The 16,806-nt window shown below is 37.9% G+C and carries 15 protein-coding genes and 1 pseudogene; 8 read left to right on the plus strand and 8 right to left on the minus strand.

From position 1 onward, the window contains the following. Nucleotides 1–2: 2 nt before the first annotated feature. Nucleotides 3–1,010, minus strand: coding sequence for an LLM class flavin-dependent oxidoreductase (locus AC5WOF_RS16100; RefSeq protein WP_496050975.1), 1,008 nt, complete (start codon nucleotides 1,008–1,010; stop codon nucleotides 3–5). 175 nt (nucleotides 1,011–1,185) lie between these two features. On the opposite strand from AC5WOF_RS16100, the gene AC5WOF_RS16105 reads away from it, so the two are divergent. Further along, nucleotides 1,186–1,506, plus strand: coding sequence for an ArsR/SmtB family transcription factor (locus AC5WOF_RS16105; RefSeq protein ID WP_496050976.1), 321 nt, complete (start codon nucleotides 1,186–1,188; stop codon nucleotides 1,504–1,506). 323 nt (nucleotides 1,507–1,829) lie between these two features. Here the strand turns inward: AC5WOF_RS16105 and AC5WOF_RS16110 are convergent, their stop codons facing one another. The 5 genes from AC5WOF_RS16110 to AC5WOF_RS16130 form a co-directional block, all read right to left on the minus strand. Next, on the minus strand, nucleotides 1,830–2,714 hold the full coding sequence (locus AC5WOF_RS16110) for an SDR family NAD(P)-dependent oxidoreductase (protein WP_496050977.1): 885 nt from the start codon (nucleotides 2,712–2,714) through the stop codon (nucleotides 1,830–1,832). A gap of 248 nt (nucleotides 2,715–2,962) precedes the next feature. Beyond that, nucleotides 2,963–4,342 (minus strand): MFS transporter, encoded by a 1,380-nt coding sequence (locus AC5WOF_RS16115; protein ID WP_496050978.1) that lies wholly within the window; start codon nucleotides 4,340–4,342, stop codon nucleotides 2,963–2,965. A gap of 224 nt (nucleotides 4,343–4,566) precedes the next feature. After that, nucleotides 4,567–5,052 carry a MarR family winged helix-turn-helix transcriptional regulator gene (locus AC5WOF_RS16120; protein ID WP_496050979.1) on the minus strand — a complete coding sequence of 162 codons (486 nt, stop codon included), beginning with the start codon at nucleotides 5,050–5,052 and terminating at the stop codon, nucleotides 4,567–4,569. 9 nt (nucleotides 5,053–5,061) lie between these two features. Beyond that, nucleotides 5,062–6,150: an alkene reductase gene (locus tag AC5WOF_RS16125; RefSeq protein WP_496050980.1), complete on the minus strand. Its 1,089-nt coding sequence runs from the start codon at nucleotides 6,148–6,150 to the stop codon at nucleotides 5,062–5,064. A 55-nt stretch (nucleotides 6,151–6,205) separates the two neighbouring features. Continuing rightward, complete coding sequence (locus AC5WOF_RS16130) at nucleotides 6,206–6,373, minus strand: hypothetical protein (RefSeq protein ID WP_496050981.1); 168 nt, start codon at nucleotides 6,371–6,373, stop codon at nucleotides 6,206–6,208. A gap of 428 nt (nucleotides 6,374–6,801) precedes the next feature. On the opposite strand from AC5WOF_RS16130, the pseudogene AC5WOF_RS16135 reads away from it, so the two are divergent. After that, a pseudogene (locus tag AC5WOF_RS16135) lies at nucleotides 6,802–7,062 on the plus strand (DUF4158 domain-containing protein); the annotation flags it as partial. A gap of 139 nt (nucleotides 7,063–7,201) precedes the next feature. Here AC5WOF_RS16135 and AC5WOF_RS16140 read toward each other — a convergent pair. After that, nucleotides 7,202–8,167, minus strand: a complete 966-nt coding sequence (locus AC5WOF_RS16140; protein ID WP_496050982.1) for a M20/M25/M40 family metallo-hydrolase — start codon at nucleotides 8,165–8,167, stop codon at nucleotides 7,202–7,204. Nucleotides 8,168–8,385: 218 nt separating this feature from the next. Next, nucleotides 8,386–9,033 (minus strand): DUF2238 domain-containing protein, encoded by a 648-nt coding sequence (locus AC5WOF_RS16145; protein ID WP_496050983.1) that lies wholly within the window; start codon nucleotides 9,031–9,033, stop codon nucleotides 8,386–8,388. Between the two features lie 151 nt (nucleotides 9,034–9,184). Between AC5WOF_RS16145 and AC5WOF_RS16150 the strand changes: the two genes are divergently transcribed. The 6 genes from AC5WOF_RS16150 (at nucleotide 9,185) to AC5WOF_RS16175 (ending at nucleotide 16,556) form a co-directional block, all read left to right on the plus strand. Next, nucleotides 9,185–11,590, plus strand: a complete 2,406-nt coding sequence (locus AC5WOF_RS16150; RefSeq protein ID WP_496050984.1) for an AAA family ATPase — start codon at nucleotides 9,185–9,187, stop codon at nucleotides 11,588–11,590. A gap of 120 nt (nucleotides 11,591–11,710) precedes the next feature. Then, nucleotides 11,711–12,601, plus strand: coding sequence for a hypothetical protein (locus AC5WOF_RS16155; RefSeq protein WP_496050985.1), 891 nt, complete (start codon nucleotides 11,711–11,713; stop codon nucleotides 12,599–12,601). A 164-nt stretch (nucleotides 12,602–12,765) separates the two neighbouring features. After that, nucleotides 12,766–12,936, plus strand: coding sequence for a hypothetical protein (locus tag AC5WOF_RS16160; protein ID WP_496050986.1), 171 nt, complete (start codon nucleotides 12,766–12,768; stop codon nucleotides 12,934–12,936). A gap of 15 nt (nucleotides 12,937–12,951) precedes the next feature. Continuing rightward, nucleotides 12,952–13,842: an SDH family Clp fold serine proteinase gene (locus tag AC5WOF_RS16165; RefSeq protein ID WP_496050987.1), complete on the plus strand. Its 891-nt coding sequence runs from the start codon at nucleotides 12,952–12,954 to the stop codon at nucleotides 13,840–13,842. A gap of 222 nt (nucleotides 13,843–14,064) precedes the next feature. Beyond that, nucleotides 14,065–15,273, plus strand: coding sequence for an ATP-grasp domain-containing protein (locus AC5WOF_RS16170; protein WP_496050988.1), 1,209 nt, complete (start codon nucleotides 14,065–14,067; stop codon nucleotides 15,271–15,273). A gap of 71 nt (nucleotides 15,274–15,344) precedes the next feature. Continuing rightward, entirely contained in the window at nucleotides 15,345–16,556 is a 1,212-nt protein-coding gene (locus AC5WOF_RS16175) for an ATP-grasp domain-containing protein (RefSeq protein WP_496050989.1), read from the plus strand. Nucleotides 16,557–16,806: the final 250 nt, after the last annotated feature.

Genomic DNA, 16,806 nt, shown 5'->3' on the forward strand with positions numbered 1-16,806 from the left:
ATTTAATGTTTTAGCTTAAAGGTATCAGCTAGTAGTCGATAAGAATTTATTTTTTGCGCTTGATCATTCAGAAATGATACGATCATAACTTCTTCTGTCTGATAAATATCGCATAGATTTTCGATTTGTTTCTTTACAGTAGAAGGACTGCCAACAACCATTCGTTTTCGGTTTATTGCAATTCGATATCGATCATGATCCGTATAAGGATAGGAAATTGCTTCTTCTATAGTAGGGAGACCTTGTGATGATGCTCCTTTTTCTAATAACAATAAAGCTAGGTCACCGCTCACTGCCAGTTCTTCTGCCAATTCATCTGTTTCTGCACAAAAAACAATTATGGCAAGTAATGTTTGAGGTTTTTCATTTATAATACTAGGTTGAAAATGCTCGCGATAATAGTGAACAACATCTGCTCCGCCTTCCCCATTTATAAACTGGGCAAATGCGTAACCTGTTCCCCTTTGTGCTGCTAGAAGAGCGCTGCCCCCGCTTGATCCTAACAGCCACATTTCTGGTGCAGTTTCGATTTTTGGGGTAGCAAAAAGGGAAGGGAATCGAAAATCTTTATCGGCTGAATCGTGCAAGTAAGTAATTAAGTCGTCTAATTGCTCCGGATACTTATCTGTATATGTATTTCTATATTCTTGCAAAGCTCTGGTTGCTAGATGTGTTCCACCCGGAGCTCTTCCAAGTCCTAGATCAATACGATTGGGAAATAATCCTTCCAGCACTCGAAAATTCTCTGCCACTTTATAAGCGCTATAATGAGGAAGCATGACACCTCCTGAACCGATTCGAATCTTATCGGTAACAGTAGCCAAATGGCTCATCAGAACTTCTGGACTTGAACCAGCCAAATTTTTAGCAAAATGGTGTTCTGATACCCAAAAACGTGTATATCCCAATTTATCCGTTTCAGATGCTAATCGTACTGTATTTTGTAGTGCATCTGCGGCTGTTGAACCAGCCGAAATTAAGGATTGATCTAACACACTAAGTTTTATCAACCTGCTCACCTCTTGTATCTAGTATTTATTTATTGGAGTAAAATATAAAAAATAATGGTCAACAAAAAGACAAAATATATTGCAGGTATTTCTATCGGCTATATGTTATTTTATTTCTTCTAAATATACAATGGTATTCCTTGACTGGAATATTCCTAATTGGTAATATTTGAATATGAAAGAGACATTTCAAGCATTAGCTGAACCAAATAGATTTAAAATTGTAGAATTGTTAAAGAATGGGCCACTTACGGTTGGTGAAATTGCAGATCAATTGCATCTACGGCAACCACAAGTATCGAAGCATTTAAAAGTTTTGAGTGAAGCTGGTCTTGTTCAAGTGCAACCAGAAGCAAATCGACGTATCTATAAACTTCGTGCTGGGCCATTTCAAGAATTTCAAAATTGGTTGTATTCTTACCAGCTGATTTGGGAGGAGAGATTGGATTCTTTAGACGATTATTTGCAAAAACTGCAAAATCAAGAGAAGAAGTAGGATATGGGAGGAGGGAAGATGAAAGTAACGCAGTAGGAGTAGAGGGAGAGAAGGCTGATTTTGGTATTTTCAATCCATTAAATGAAAAAAATGACTTAAATTGCAACATGCAACTTAAGTCATTTCGTGTTTATACGGGAAACTTAGGGATCACACGTTCATATTCGTACTGAGTATTGATTAAGGCTAACTTAGACGATTGCCTGCTTGCATGTCTTCCGGAATAAGGCTGGATGAAGGCATCATCAATTCCTCGCTTTGAGTATCTTCCCTATAAAGTGTTACTTTTCATCCCCACTTCTGTTCCCAAAGAATTATTGTTTTCAATCCATTTTTGTTCGAAAAATCAAGTCTTCCGAGGCTGTAATAAACTCACTCACATAATCATCTGTCATATTCGCAGAGGGGTGGATAGCAAGACCTTTTCGGTTAAACATCGCGCCGCTATGATGCTCAATATTTGGAGATACAAAGAGCGGTACGATACGCTTGGCATACTTCTCGGGACTTTGCGACATGAGACCAATCAGCGACTCTAAGAAACGGAACTTAAGGCTATTCTCACCAAGCATATTGCTACGAATATTAGTTTTCATCAGTCCTGGATTGAGACCAAAGAAGTTGACATGTGGATAGCGTTTGGCTGAATCAAGCACGAGTGCTTCGTTACCAACTACCGTATTCATGTGTGCAGACATGGTGCTGTATGCGTGCTCGGAATTAAGATCATCTATCTTGGCGGACTGGTTGGTACCAGGAAAGCCCATGATAAATACCCTTGGCTTTCCATTCGTGTTAGAACGAACTTTGCCGAGTCTTGGGGCAACTTCCCTTAGTAGCACTAACCTATTCAGATAACTTACCGCCATATCTCGCTCCAAACCTTCACTGGTTTCTTGGCGCTTCGGTGCGGCAAAGATGCCTGTTGTTATGACAAGCAGATCCAGATCTTCTGCAGGTAACAACTTCACGACACGCCGTACTTCTGTCATAAGGCTCAGATCAGCTTTGATAGACGATATGCCTGATATTCCCGCATCACGGAATGTCTGACCTACGACAGTAACATTCGCTCCACGTGAGGCCATCATACGACTAAGAGCTCGGCCTATGCCGCCGGTTCCACCAACAAACACAACGTTCATTCCCGTGAGGTCAATCTGCTTTGCGATATTTGCATTCCACTTTATGTTTGTATTTCGTTTCATAAGATAAATCCTCCCTGATCCGCTTTTATTTTGTTCGAATTTAAAGACTCAAGCTCAAACATGAAATTGATTTTTTTTAGATATAATTTTTAAATTTATAAATTATTCCAAAATCTATATTTGGAAATAATGTTGATCGAGCTTTCACATCCGCCAAATCCTCCAATCTTTCGAGGAAGATCTTCGTCACCCCTATCATTGGATTCTCCCCTTTGATTTTGTAAAAATGGTAGCAAAGTGATAATTTTTCAACTTCCTGGCTGGATGTTTGTGCTTTTGCCTCTACTGAATTGGAAATAGTAAACTCCTAGAATTACAATATGCGAAACAGCAAGAACAGCATAGATATTGCTATAAATAAAGCCAGCTGAGGGGATGTTTATTGGATTCCAGTGGACATGAGAGCCAAGATCCACTACTTTGGTGTAAATCCCGGTAGCGATTGATTGCGAAATAAAATTCAACATCTGCAGCATTCCCATTCCCACTCCAGCCTGATTCTTTGGTAATGTCTGGGATACTGAATTGTTCATCGCGATTTGCATAAAGGATTGTCCTACATTACCAAGAATCAGAAATATAGCAATGAAGAAAGGGGAACTTCCTGTAAAGGTAGAGAGTAAAACAAAGCAGGTGAATAACAATCCCGATGAAAGAAAGAATAGAAACGAATTTCCTTTTCGATCTGCCAGTTTGCCACCTTTTCTGCCAAAAATAGCGGACGCTGTTGCTGCAGGAACCATTGCAAATCCAATCCATGAAGCTGAGAGTCGTTGCACATGGGAGAGTAGCAAAGGACTTAGCAAATAAAGAGAATTACCAATCCCATTTATAAGAAAAACAATGGTTAAACCAAGTGTATACCTTTTGTTTAGAAAGAGTTCCGGCTTCACAAACGGTTCATTAGTGAAGCGAATTCGAATGATAAATAAACCGAGAGCAAGCAAACCGATGAGGATAAACCAGATCGTTCCATTTGTAATACCAAGTAAAAACAATGCGACTGTAGCCGCTAGCAAACTTCCACCAATCCAGTCAAATTTTCCAGAGGGCTCTTGTTGCTCATCTTCCAAATATTTACGGTAAAAAGGTAACGTGATCAAGATGAGAAGTGGTACAGCAAATAACCAACGCCAGTTAGCTATACTGACAATGAATGCAGAAATAACAGGGCCGAGAGCGCTGCCAAGAGCCAAACCCACAGCAGTCATTGCCAATGCTTTTCCTCTACGCTCCGGAGCGAAATAGCGTATAGGAATCAGTACAGCTGTTGCGGGAATAGCTGCTGCTCCAACGGCTTGAAGACACCTTCCGGTCAGTGCCATCCAAAATGTTTGGGAAAAAAGACCAAAAAGGGAACCAATCGTAAAAATGAGTAAGCCAAACGTCAACAAATTTTTAAGTTTGTATCTATCCGTCAGTTTCCCATACGTAACTGTTCCAATAGCGTAAATCAAACTGTAAGCAGAAGAGAGCCAGCTTGCCTCGGCAATCGTTAGGTGAAACTCTTTACTAATATCAGGAAGCACATAAATGAACATTAATACACTCATAGAGGAAAGGGTAACGGTGAACATTACGATGCGCATCAATATTTCCCCTGTATGTTCTGTTACTTTCGTTTCCATTTGCTGTTTACCCCTCCTTCTCATGAATATTTCCGTTTTATCTAATATCTTCCGATGCTAAATAGGAAGTGAATCCCTATCTATTTTTGAATAGGTAGGGATTCATTTAAACGAACCTTCTATTTCCTACAATCGTATTGATTTGCATTAATAACTTTTAAAACTTGTATATCCATCGTCAACATTCACAATCGTACCATTAATGACATTTGCAGTTTCATGAATTACTCTGTAATGGAAGAGTGAATGGTAGACACCATTTTCCGTGCCAAATGGAGGAATAACATCTTTTCTTCATCTGAAAGTCCATCAGTAGTAATTATTTCTAGTGTGCTCCAAGCCTGTAAAACATCGTCTTTCAAATCACGACCAGCTTGTGTGAGAGAAACGATCGTGACACGTTTATCTTTCTGCGATCTTCTTCGGGTAACGAGCCCCGAATCCTCTAGTCGTCGAACGGATTTTGCAACAGTGGAATGATCGAGACATAGTATTTTCCCTAAGGAGTTTTGAGACTGATTGTCTTGCTGCCATAACTGCATCAACATAAATTCTTGTCTAGGAAACAAACCTATCTCCCGAAGCAGCTTAGACGCTAAAGTGTAATGAGCACGTGTAAGGGCAAGGATAGAAAAACCTACTGGGAATTCAGGGAAACTCATAATCCCTTGAATTTCTGGTATATTTGGCGTGTTTTTATCTCTATCCATACAACCACCTCAACGTTTTTGAGTTTCTAGTTCCGCTAATGTTGGATAATCAGTGTAACCTTTACTTCCGCCACCAAAGAATGTCGTCCGATCGGGTTCGTTTAATGGAGCACCTTGTTGGAGTCGATCAACAAAATCTGGATTTGCCAATGCCCATGCACCAATAGGAGCGACGTCCGCAATGCCAGCTTCGATATCGACATCAATATCCTCAAGAGGTCTTCCTGAACGGTTTACCAGCAACGCATTCGACCAAACCGAGAGGGCATGAATTTCTCGGAGAAATTTATCATTTCCAGCATGCATGACATGCAAATAGGCAAGATTCAGTTTCGCTAACTCTGGTATGAGATATCGATAAACGTCTAAACCATGTTCGCCTTCATCAATGCCCATAAAATCAAAGTTTCCTGGTGAGATACGGAAACCTGTACGATCTGCACCAATTTCATCTGCAACTGCTTTTGCTACTTCAATTGCAAAACGAGCACGATTTTCGATAGAACCACCATATTCATCGGTACGACTGTTTGCATTTTCCGCTATAAACTGATGAACCAAATACCCATTTGCACCATGTATTTCCACTCCGTCAGCTCCTGCTTCAATTGCACACGCATCAGCATGAACAAAATCTTGAATGGTGGTTTGAATTTCTGCTTTTGTTAAGGCACGTGGTGTTGGAATATCTTGCATACCTTTTGTTGTAAACATTTGAACCCCAGGTGCAATAGCTGAAGGTGCTACCCCTTGACGATGGTGAGGGGTATTGTCAGGGTGAGACATTCTCCCTGCATGCATTAATTGAATGAAGAAATAACCACCTGCAGCATGTACTGCATCTGTTACCTTTTTCCACCCTTCCATATGGCTATTGGTGTAAATTCCAGGTGACCACAAATATCCTTGTCCATCGTCAGATGGTTGTGTTCCTTCGCTGATTAGCAAACCAAGCGATGCTCGTTGACTATAGTAAAGGGTACTAAGTTCACCCGGAGTCCCATCTTCCTGTGCTCTACTACGAGTCATTGGGGCCATTGCTAGTCGGTGTGACAGATTTAATCTTCCTACTTTTACTGAACTCCACATTTTTTTCATAAATAACACTCCTTTAATATTAGTTGACGACCACATTTATTATGTCGGCAACGTACTATTCACTAATCATTCTTTCAATCCCCACGGCTTCGCCAGTTACAACTATTGGATACAATGCTGTTGCTTTTCCAATACCTGATGCCCCGCCAGTTACGATTGCCACTTTATCTTTAAGAGAAATCAATTCGCTAATACTTTTATTGGTTACATCACCGATTGCCATTCCAAATACCTCCTAATCCTTTTAAATATATAAGTTGGATTGATCGTTTCCAATTTTGTATATCCCTTTCTCGATGATATGTTGCCGGACACATATTTAATTTAACACCTTTCTATGTTGCCGGCAACAGGAAACTATATCCAAACCAATTATGTTTTATCCAGACTATGAAAGGTATCATCTCCCAAATTACCTACACAAATACAAAATGACTAGAAATCGCACATGTGTAGCCTCCAGTCATTTTGTATTTATTGTTGTTCCGAATTTTGTTTTGAAATTGGAACTTTCTGCATTTTTACTTTGGTCTTGCCTGAAAAATCAAAGTGCCTTATATTCAGATAGGTAGAAAAGTACCGACTCTAACCATACTAGGAAATTTAGAAAGGATTGCACCTTGGTTGAAATAACAATGGACAAAAGAAGAATTTATTGAACATTTTAATTTATTGCAGCCGGAGAGGCTATTGATTGCAGCCAAGAAATTCGAGACACAATTAGAATTTACAGTTTTATTTAAATACTTTCAGCACGAAGCTTGTTTTCCTGGTGGACCAGAAAATATTCCTTTTCCAGTAGTTGAGTTCTTGGCCAAGCATATATGTAAATTGCTTGAAGCATATTCTAAATTATCCATAACCGACGCTCAGTATGAATATGAACGTATCATCCCGAAGTTTCCTGTATAAACACGAAATAACTTGGGTTTACTACTTGCAAAGCTTCAAGTCATTTAATCATTTAATGGATCAATGATACCAAAATCGGTCTTTGCTCCCTCTACCCCCAGTAAGAACCCCCATTTAAAAAAATGGAGGTTCTTATCATTTAGAATGCTTTATTTGCCTTTTCGATCAACTCTGTGAGAACAATAGTAAACCCTCTTAAATGTTCTTTTACTCTCCCAGGGAATTCTTTTTCCAAAAAGGTGAGGTTATCATTTTCTGTGTGCCAGATTTCACCATGTTTAACTGTTTGTGTATAACCGTCTAAATCACCGATTTCCCAGTTTGTTGCTTCAAAGTATGCATAAGGGATACCAGCAGCTTTAAAAGGAGCATGATCACTCCAATCACCAGTTGTTCCTGCTGGGTAGTCTGGATTTAAGCCTGGGTTAGTAGACATCGGAATTTTATGTTTTTTGGCAATCTCTAACGCTAAGTCTCTTAGCTTCCCTTGTTTCCCTTGATCACCATAAACATACATATTATCTCCAGCGATTAAGCTATCTAGGTTAATCATCGCTACTGTATTTTTTTTCTCGGCATCTGTCATTTGAGATACATAGTATTTGGAACCTTGTAAACCAGCTTCTTCTGATCCAAAGAAAATGATTTTTAGTGTGAAAGGGGTTTTCTTTTTGGAGAGAGTTTGGAGTGTCTCTAGCACAACACCGATACTGGATCCGTTATCATCTGCTCCTTTTCCAACAGAAATGGAGTCATAGTGAGCGCCGATAATAAGCTCTTTGTTCGATTTCCCTTTCTTTGTTGCAATAATATTTTGTGATTGATAGGTGGTGTTTTTACGGGTGTACGTAAAGTTTTGAGTGGTTGGGTTTAATCCTAAATTTTTTAGTTGAGCAGTAAGATATTCACTTGCTGTTTTTTCAGCAGTTGTTCCAGTTACTCTTGACCCAATCTGTTCAGATAAATACTTTACTTGGTTGTATGCTGTTTCTCCAACATCTTTTGGTTTAGCTGTTGCGATCGAAAATGGTGTAAGAATAAGAGAGAGTGCAATAACATTTGTAAGTGCCCATTTTAATGGTTTCTTTTGTACAGATAACTCCAAAAAATAACCCCCTATGTACTTATTCTAATTTGGTATGAATCTATTTAATTTTAATTTATTATCGGATACTTTACTATAGTTTTTAGTCATGAAATATATTTATAGTGGGATTATTTTGTGAAGTATCTATACAATGAAGGGTTTGTATGTATGATTTGGAGGCTATCCATCATTATAAAAACTAAAAAAGCTGTATGAAAAAATACAGCTTTTTGATGTTAATTTGGTTGAAGACGTGGTCTATGTTTTATCCACTGCTTTTTCTTCTTCATATAAAGCATTTGTTTGTTTTGAAGTTTTCCTAAACTAAGGATGATTATCGAACCTATTAATGCGCAAATCATATCCCAGTGTGAATCAAAAATATCACCTTGATAGCCTAAAAAGTTTTGAATATTACCATCGAAGAAATATGCAACACTGAATTCAAATATCTCAAAAAAAGCACTGATGGATAAGCTTAACATGCCTATAATCAGAAATTGCCATTTTTTTTGTTTTAATAGTTTCATACGGGCGAAGTATTCACGGAATAAAACGGTAGAAATCATGCCTTGAAATATATGCCCAAATCGATCAAAATCATTTCGCTTAAGGTGAAGAGCTTTTTTTAATGAGTTAAATAAGGGTACCCCTCCATAGGTATAGTGACCACCTATTAACATGATGAGAGTTCCGAAAAAAATAATCCAATAGGACAATGGAGTCAAAGGGAATCGTTTATATGTAAAGATCAGTACTAAGATTAATGCAATTGCTGGTGTTACCTCGAAAAACCATATACTTCGTTTAATAGGGTGGATACCCGACCATATGAGGACAATGGTAAATAAAATGAGTTGTAAGACCAAAATGGATTTTTTCACCGTTCCACCCCTTTTTTATGTTTCTATTATTGTCTCGAATAGTTGGAATACCTATGCGTAGTTGGTTCTATTTACCTTTTCCCAATCTTGCGTCTCATTTGATCAAAAGGTAAGATTAATAAGAATGTTTTAGTTTTTAGGAGGTGTTTATTTGTCTCAAACCCCTATACAGAAAGGAAAGGCTGAACTAACTGAATTATTGTATACACGTGTACGTTCAGATGGATATCGAAGAATTTCCCCCGCTGAAATGAACATCTGGAGGAAAAAATCGGAATATAAAACAAATCAGTATCTAGCTTCCTATCCATTTCTGCGTATGTTTCGTTATATATTAATTGGCTTTTTCAGTATTCCTTGGGTATTCAAATTTGCTATACTTTTTGCGTATCTCTTTGTTTCCTGGAAATTTATACCTTACTTTTTTGTTCTATTGCTGGTTACCCCTATTTGGTTAGCTGTTTTAGGTTATTTTATAGAACGATCTTCTTGGTTAATGGAGAAAATGGGCAAGGGCAGTGAGTTAGATCGATTTCGAAATAATTTGGTCCATTATACGAATTTGATCATAGATCTGGTTAATTTGGATCAAGATCTATATTCCTATCGTGTTGCATCTTGTGGAAAAGATTATCCAGACTGGTTTGATTTTTATTTGGAAAAACAACAAGCCAATAGTGCACTTACTCCTTTTCAAGAACAAAAATATTTGGAAGTCTATTTGAATCAACGCATTTATCACTATGCAGTACAACAAAAAGACGTTTATTTTCGTATCAATATAATGGCTCAAACTCAAATATCGGAAGAAGAAAGACGAAAACAATTAGATAAAATGATGCAACAAGCATCTATATCCATTCCCAATCATCAGGGTTGGAAATATGATTTTTCATCGGAGACAGCAGCATCTATATTTGAGTTAAAGAAAGAGGATCGAGCTCAATTACTAAAAGAAGCCATGCGAGAATTAGATGGTATGATTGGACTAGCACCAGTGAAAGAATTTGTACATGAGATGAAAGACATGGTAGCTATCCAAATTGAACGTGCCAAAATAGGACAAAATGTCCAAAATCAAAGTTTGCACATGATTTACACAGGGAATCCAGGAACTGGGAAAACCACGGTGGCACGTATTGTAGCAAAAATATTCCAAGCACTTGGTGTCGTTTCCAAAGGACATTTGGTTGAAGTGACAAGAGAAGATCTTGTCGGAGAATATATTGGACATACAGCACCAAAAACGAGAAAAGTTATAGAAAAAGCGATTGATGGAATTTTATTTATAGATGAAGCCTATGCTCTTTCACGAGGTGGAGATAATGACTTCGGTAAAGAAGCGATTGATTCTCTTGTGAAAGGTATGGAGGAAAATAGAGAAGATCTGGTTGTTATTCTAGCTGGTTACACCAAGGAAATGATGGAGTTTATGAAGGTCAATAGTGGATTAAAATCCAGATTTCCTAGTCAGATTAAATTTCCAGATTATACAGCAGAAGAATTGTTATCGATTGCAAAAAAATCTTTGGCAAAAGAACAGTTCCAACTTGATCCACAAGTGGAAAAAACATTGCTTTCCGTATTAGAACGTCGGCAAATAGCTGGCAGAAATGATGATGGAAATGGCCGTTTGGTTCGAAATGTCATCCAAGAAGCTATACGTAAACAATCGAAGAGATTGAAGCAAGATGGTTATCGTTCTTCAGAGGAATTAAAGATTTTACGACCTGAAGATTTTGGAGTTAATCAAACAGATGAAGTTTTTGACTTAGAAGCCGAATTTGCCAAAATAATAGGCAATGAAAAAGTAAAAGAACATATTCGAAGTCTTGTTGCTCAAGTGAAAATTCAAAAGTTGCGAAGAGATCGAGGATTTTCAAAAGGAACGGGGCAATCTCTTCATATGATTTTTAAAGGCAATCCGGGTACAGGAAAGACTACCTTTGCGCGAATTATCGGAAAAGCATTGAAAGAATTAGGAGTTTTAAAATCAGGTCAATTGATAGAGACAGACAGAAGTGGATTAGTTGCAACATATATAGGACAAACCGCACAAAAAGTAAATGAGGTCGTTCAAGAAGCATTGGGTGGAATTTTATTTATTGATGAAGCTTATGCGCTTGCTTCGAAAACCGAAGGTGATTTTGGGAAAGAGGCGATTGATACGTTAGTTAAGGCGATCGAGGACCATCGAGAAAATTTGTTGGTGATACTCGCTGGGTATGATCATGATATGGATGTTTTCTTGCAAACCAATGCGGGTCTTACTTCGCGTTTTCCTAATGTATTTCAGTTTTCAGATTATACAGTTGATCAATTATATTTGATTTTGTTAAAAATAGCTGAAGAGGAACAATACCAGATTGTACCAGAATGTAAAAATGTCGTTCATTCTGTGTTGCGATCGCATATACAAAGTGGTAAATCAAGCAATGGTAGGTTTGTTCGGAATTTATTTGAGCATGCTGTACGGAAACAATCTGTACGTCTTGGCAATAAAGGCAATATTGACAAAGAAGACTTAGCAAAATTATTACCTGAAGATTTTATTTGATAAGGAATCCACATGTGATTCCTTATTTTTTATGACGTAAAAATGAACGGGGAAGCCAATTTTGCCAAAATACGATATAGTTGGATTAATGGGATTTTTTCTAAACAGGAGGTATTTCGATTGCGAAAGATTGTTACTTATACATTTATCGTTTTTCTTCTTATCTCAATTATGCCTAGACCTTTAACGTTTGCAGCAGAACCACAGATGGAGTCAATGCAAAAAAAAATAGATGAATTAGAGTTAGAATTAAATAAATCCAATTTGTTAGATGAAAAATTGAATCTAATAGAAAAGAATAATGATGATTTTAAAGATAATATGGAAAAGAATCAAGAAAATTTAATTAGTACATTCAATATTTTTATTGCAGTAGCCGCGTTTTTATTTGGAGTCATGGCCGTTGTCTTGTCTATTACGATTGGTCAAAGCAGGAAAGAATTTAAAGAAAATATCAATGACTCGATGGATATTATGAAATCTGAAGTGGAACGCCAGTTTGATCAAGAGTTAAAAGAAAGCTTAAATCGGAACAAACAACATTTTCAAGAAAGCATTGAAGAGGAAAAGAAGACGATCCAATATATGATTGAACGTGAACTCGCTTATAAAAAAGTAAGGGTATTGATCACAGGCTCAAAAGAGGAGATACATCTTATGAAGACAAGAGAACTCAAACCAATTGAGCGCAGAGGAATAACAGATATAACACTTATGCCTTTTGATGAACAATTATTTAAAGAAAAACTGCTCGATAACGATTTTGATATTGTTGTATACCGCTATAAGACAGCATGGGGGAATAACCAAGATGCCAGAGTGAGAGTTGTTGTTGATGAGCTTACAAAGGCTGGTTCTGATATTCCTTTAATCGTATATAACTATGAAAACGGACGCGTGGAAGGAGAAGATAAACGCAAATTAGAGGAGTACTTATGGACTCGTTATGCCAATGTGCCTGCAACACTAGGGGATAGTTTGATTACTGTAGCTTATACGTTTTCTAAGTAATAGGTGTACTGATTTCCCGCTGAAATGTTTTTCCAATTATGTACATGCTTGTCCAAACCATGTTAAAATAAAGTTGCTTAGTGTTTTGATCACCATAAACCGTTCATCATATTCAATAGGTTGCATATACTAAGTTTGATGAAATATCAAAGGGGGTTTTTTGGTTGTTCCAATCACTTCTAAGAGCAAAACAACAATTTGTCGAAGAGACGAATACTGATAAAAACTTTGAAATGTTTGTTAAGTCATTCCAAGAGTTTGAGAAAAACATGGTAGCAATAGAAGAGAAACCAGAACGAAAAAAACTTTATGGGAGACCCTATCGGTCTAGCTAAGAAAGGGGGGTAGGCGTGGATTTTTTATCTCCCAGTATGTCACAACTACCGCCAAATCAACCACTATACCAAGCTGTTCACCGTGATCGATACACTAGGCAGTCTTTAATGAAAGAGATTGAGAAAGCGACTGGCCGTCGTTTGATTGTATATATTGCCAATTTCAACCATCCAGAAAGTGCGATTACTCGTGAGGATATTGCTCCATTTAGTGAGATGGTAACAAGTCTTGATAAAGATAGTGAAGTTGATCTTATGATTCAAAGTCCTGGTGGCGATCCAAATGCAGCTGAAATCATTGTACACACCCTGCTTGCTAAAACAAAACATTTACGCGTTGTGGTGCCCCAAGCAGCAAAAAGTGCTGCAACGTTAGTCAGTTTAGCTGCAGATGAGATCCTGATGAGCAATACATCTGAGCTTGGACCTATCGATCCGCAAGTTACAATCCCCACCGCTTTTGGGCTTGCATTCCGACCCGCCCAAGCTTTTTTAAATGGGTTGGAAATGATTAAAAGAGAACATGCAGGTGGACAAGCGCTGAATCCTGCATACTATCCATTCTTAAAAGGGGTAGATGCTGCATTAATCGATTATTGCTTAAAATCGATTGAACATTCCAAACGTTTAGCCGTCAAATGGTTGTCTCGATCCATGTTTAAGGGACAGCTAGAGGAAGCCAAACGTATTGCTGAAGAGCTGATAAACATCGAAAAGTATCCCAATCATGGTCAAGTTATTAATTACCAAGATGCTAGAAAAATCGGGTTAAATGTCGTTTATAAGGCAGATCATGACCCACTATGGAGAGCAATGTGGCAACTTTATATTAATTACATCATTATGATGAGAGAGAAAGAAAGCATAAAGATTTATGAAAGCACTTACTCTTCCATCATGGTTTAATTGTCAAGTAGAAATGATCGAATACCTTCAATGCTGAAGAGTAATCGGTCATTTCTATTATTTTTTAAGAAAACTTTTTTTATTTGTAGTTGATCGACGATTTGGTGAAATGGTATAATTTTAAGCAGGCCAGCAAAGACATTTGTAATTTTACACAGATATTACAGAAAGGAGTGCGTTTCTTCTTATAAAATAATTGCTCCATACAGTGGGGAGGTTTTTATGAGCATTTTAATAATTAACCGTTTTGCTCATGACCGTTGTCAGTATGAACAATGGCTAAAAGGTCTGGATGAAGAATTGCTTCTTCTAACATCAGAGGAAGTAATGGATAGTTTCCCAGCGAAAGCCTATGCTTATATCGAATCCTTTCCTCAGTTTGACATCAATGGTAAAGTGGAGCTCCGTGCAATTGAATTATTTGCACGATATCAATTTCATACCATTATCGCCATTTCTGAAAGAGATGTGCTTCGTGCGAGTTACTTGCGTCAATATTTTGGGCTGCAAGGACAGTTGCCTGAAAGTGCCATCCATTTTCGGGATAAAGTAATGATGAAACAAATTGCACAAGCGCATCAACTTGCTGTTCCGCAATTTGAATCCTTATCTACCAATTTGGATTTAATAACGTTTGTGGAGAGGTATGGTTACCCTGTTGTGATCAAACCAGTTGATGGTGCTGGATCACAGAATATTCAAGTAATTGATGATCCGCTGGCTCTAGAATTGGTTTTAGAAAGTGGCATATGCCACTCCACAGAAGTGGAAACGTTTATTGCTGGAAATATGTATCACGTGGATGGTCTCGTTACCGAAGGAGAGGTTGCATTTATTTCTGTCTCCAAATATGCGAGCGGATGTCTTGCATATCAATCAGGTGGGTATAATGCTAGTTATTTAATCAGTCGTGACAATCCGATGTTTGAAAGACTTGTAACTTTTACAACTCGTTTGTTACAAGCACTAGATACTCCGCAACATACTGCATTTCATGCAGAATTATTTCATACTCCAAATGATGAAATTTTTTTGTGTGAGATCGCTAGTCGAACAGGCGGAGGACGTCTCGATGCTTATTTGGAACAAGCATATGGCATTCACTTGACTCGAGCTTGGGTACAAGCTCAGTGTGGAATAGATTTATTTGAACAAGTATCAAGTGTAATGCGAATGGATCAAAGGGTTCTAACGGGTGATGTTCTTATCCCTCCAAAAAAAGGAGAATTTATTTCTGGTCCATCAGAAAGCCCCCCTTCTTGGGTAACGGAATATCGTATGCTAGCAACACCAGGACAACGTTATGATCATCCCAAATTAAGTATTGACCATATCGCATCTTTTGTAGTACAAGGCGAAACAGAAGAAGAAATAGAGGATCGACTAACTTATATAGCCAATTGGTTTGAACAGTCTTCATATTGGAAATAAGGTCTATCTTAAGAGGGAGCACATGGAAAGGGTAAAAACAAAAATTTTAATATTCAGAAAAGAGTGATGGCATGAGTATTTTAATTTTAAATCGTGTTTCGCGTGATCTTGCACCATATGAAGAATGGTTAAATCACTTAAACGAAGATTTAATTTTATTGACATCCGACGAATATTCAGAAGACTTTAATCCAGAAAATTATTCCTATTTCGAGTCTTTTTCGAACTATAATTACAATGCAAATGTGGAACAAAGAGCAATTGATTTGTTTGATCGGTATAAATATCGTGCTATTATTGGCTTATCCGAACGAGATGTTCTTCGTGCTGCTTATTTACGTGGCCGCTTTGGCTTGGAAGGTCAGACATGGGACAGTGCATGGAATTTTCGCAGTAAAATCAAAATGAAAGAATTGGCGAATGGACATGGTTTACCATGCCCGGCTTACCGTGAGATTCATAATAGTTTTGATCTGATTGAGTTTGTGGAAGAGCATAATCTTCCGGTTGTGATCAAGCCAATTGACAGTGCCGGTTCCGTAGGTACTATGGTTATTGAGACACAAGAGCAACTGGAAACTATTTTGTATGAAGGTGTCCCGCATAACTGGGAAGCAGAAAAGTTTGTAGAAGGTGATTTGTATCACGTAGATGGGTTTATTTATCATGGAGAATTGATCTTTACTTCTTGTAGCAAATACGTTGAATCATGTTTATCTTTTCACGAAGATGGTAAATTCACAGGTAGTTATATTTTAGATCAGACAACTGATTTGGCAAAAAGACTATCTGACCGAGTAACGAAACACCTACGTATTATGGCTCCTCCAGAGCATACACCATTTCACGCTGAATTTTTCCATACACCTGATGATCAAATTATTCTTTGTGAAATAGCGAGCAGAACAGGGGGAGGAAGGGTAAATATCCAGATCGATCAATCTTTTGGAATCAACCTGAATAAATCTTGGATTTATGCCCAGCTCGGATTACCTTTGGAATTGCCTACAGGTGGAAGAAAACAAGTAAAACCACATATTTTGACGGGTTCCGCACTACTGCCCCCAAGAAAAGGAATTTTCAACGGTTTCCGTGCAGAAGTATGGCCAGATTATGTAACCGAATATCGTTTACTTGCCAAACCAGGTGAGAAATTCAATGGTCCAAAATCAAGTGTGGATCATATGGCATCCCTGGTTATTGTCGCCAGCACAGAAGAAGAGATGGAAGAGCGACTCCAAGAGTGTAACCGGCTGTTTCGAGAGCATAGTGTATGGTCGTAATTTCCTAACTTAAAAGACTGACAAGCACCACGAGAGCAGGTTTCTTTATGAACCAACTCTCGTGGTGCTTGTATTTCTAAAAGGAGTGATACTTTGTAGTGAATCTATCAAGCTAAACATGGGGTGAAAATTAACTGGTAAGTTCTTTCGTGATCGCGAGCAAAATCAGTTGGTGATAATAAGGTTATGTTAATTTTGACAACTCCGCACGGCTCAAGCCGTTGGATTCTTGGGACGATAGCTTATGACT

It is taken from the genome of Shimazuella sp. NTD250 (assembly GCF_059510375.1).

Bases quoted from the DNA above. Each gene is read 5' to 3' on its own strand.
- AC5WOF_RS16120 (WP_496050979.1), bottom strand. From the start codon at position 5,052: ATGGATAGAGATAAAAACACGCCAAATATACCAGAAATTCAAGGGATT.
- AC5WOF_RS16130 (WP_496050981.1), bottom strand. From the start codon at position 6,373: ATGGCAATCGGTGATGTAACCAATAAAAGTATTAGCGAATTGATTTCT.
- AC5WOF_RS16110 (WP_496050977.1), bottom strand. From the start codon at position 2,714: ATGAAACGAAATACAAACATAAAGTGGAATGCAAATATCGCAAAGCAG.
- AC5WOF_RS16125 (WP_496050980.1), bottom strand. From the start codon at position 6,150: ATGAAAAAAATGTGGAGTTCAGTAAAAGTAGGAAGATTAAATCTGTCA.
- AC5WOF_RS16105 (WP_496050976.1), top strand. From the start codon at position 1,186: ATGAAAGAGACATTTCAAGCATTAGCTGAACCAAATAGATTTAAAATT.
- AC5WOF_RS16175 (WP_496050989.1), top strand. From the start codon at position 15,345: ATGAGTATTTTAATTTTAAATCGTGTTTCGCGTGATCTTGCACCATAT.
- AC5WOF_RS16170 (WP_496050988.1), top strand. From the start codon at position 14,065: ATGAGCATTTTAATAATTAACCGTTTTGCTCATGACCGTTGTCAGTAT.
- AC5WOF_RS16115 (WP_496050978.1), bottom strand. From the start codon at position 4,342: ATGGAAACGAAAGTAACAGAACATACAGGGGAAATATTGATGCGCATC.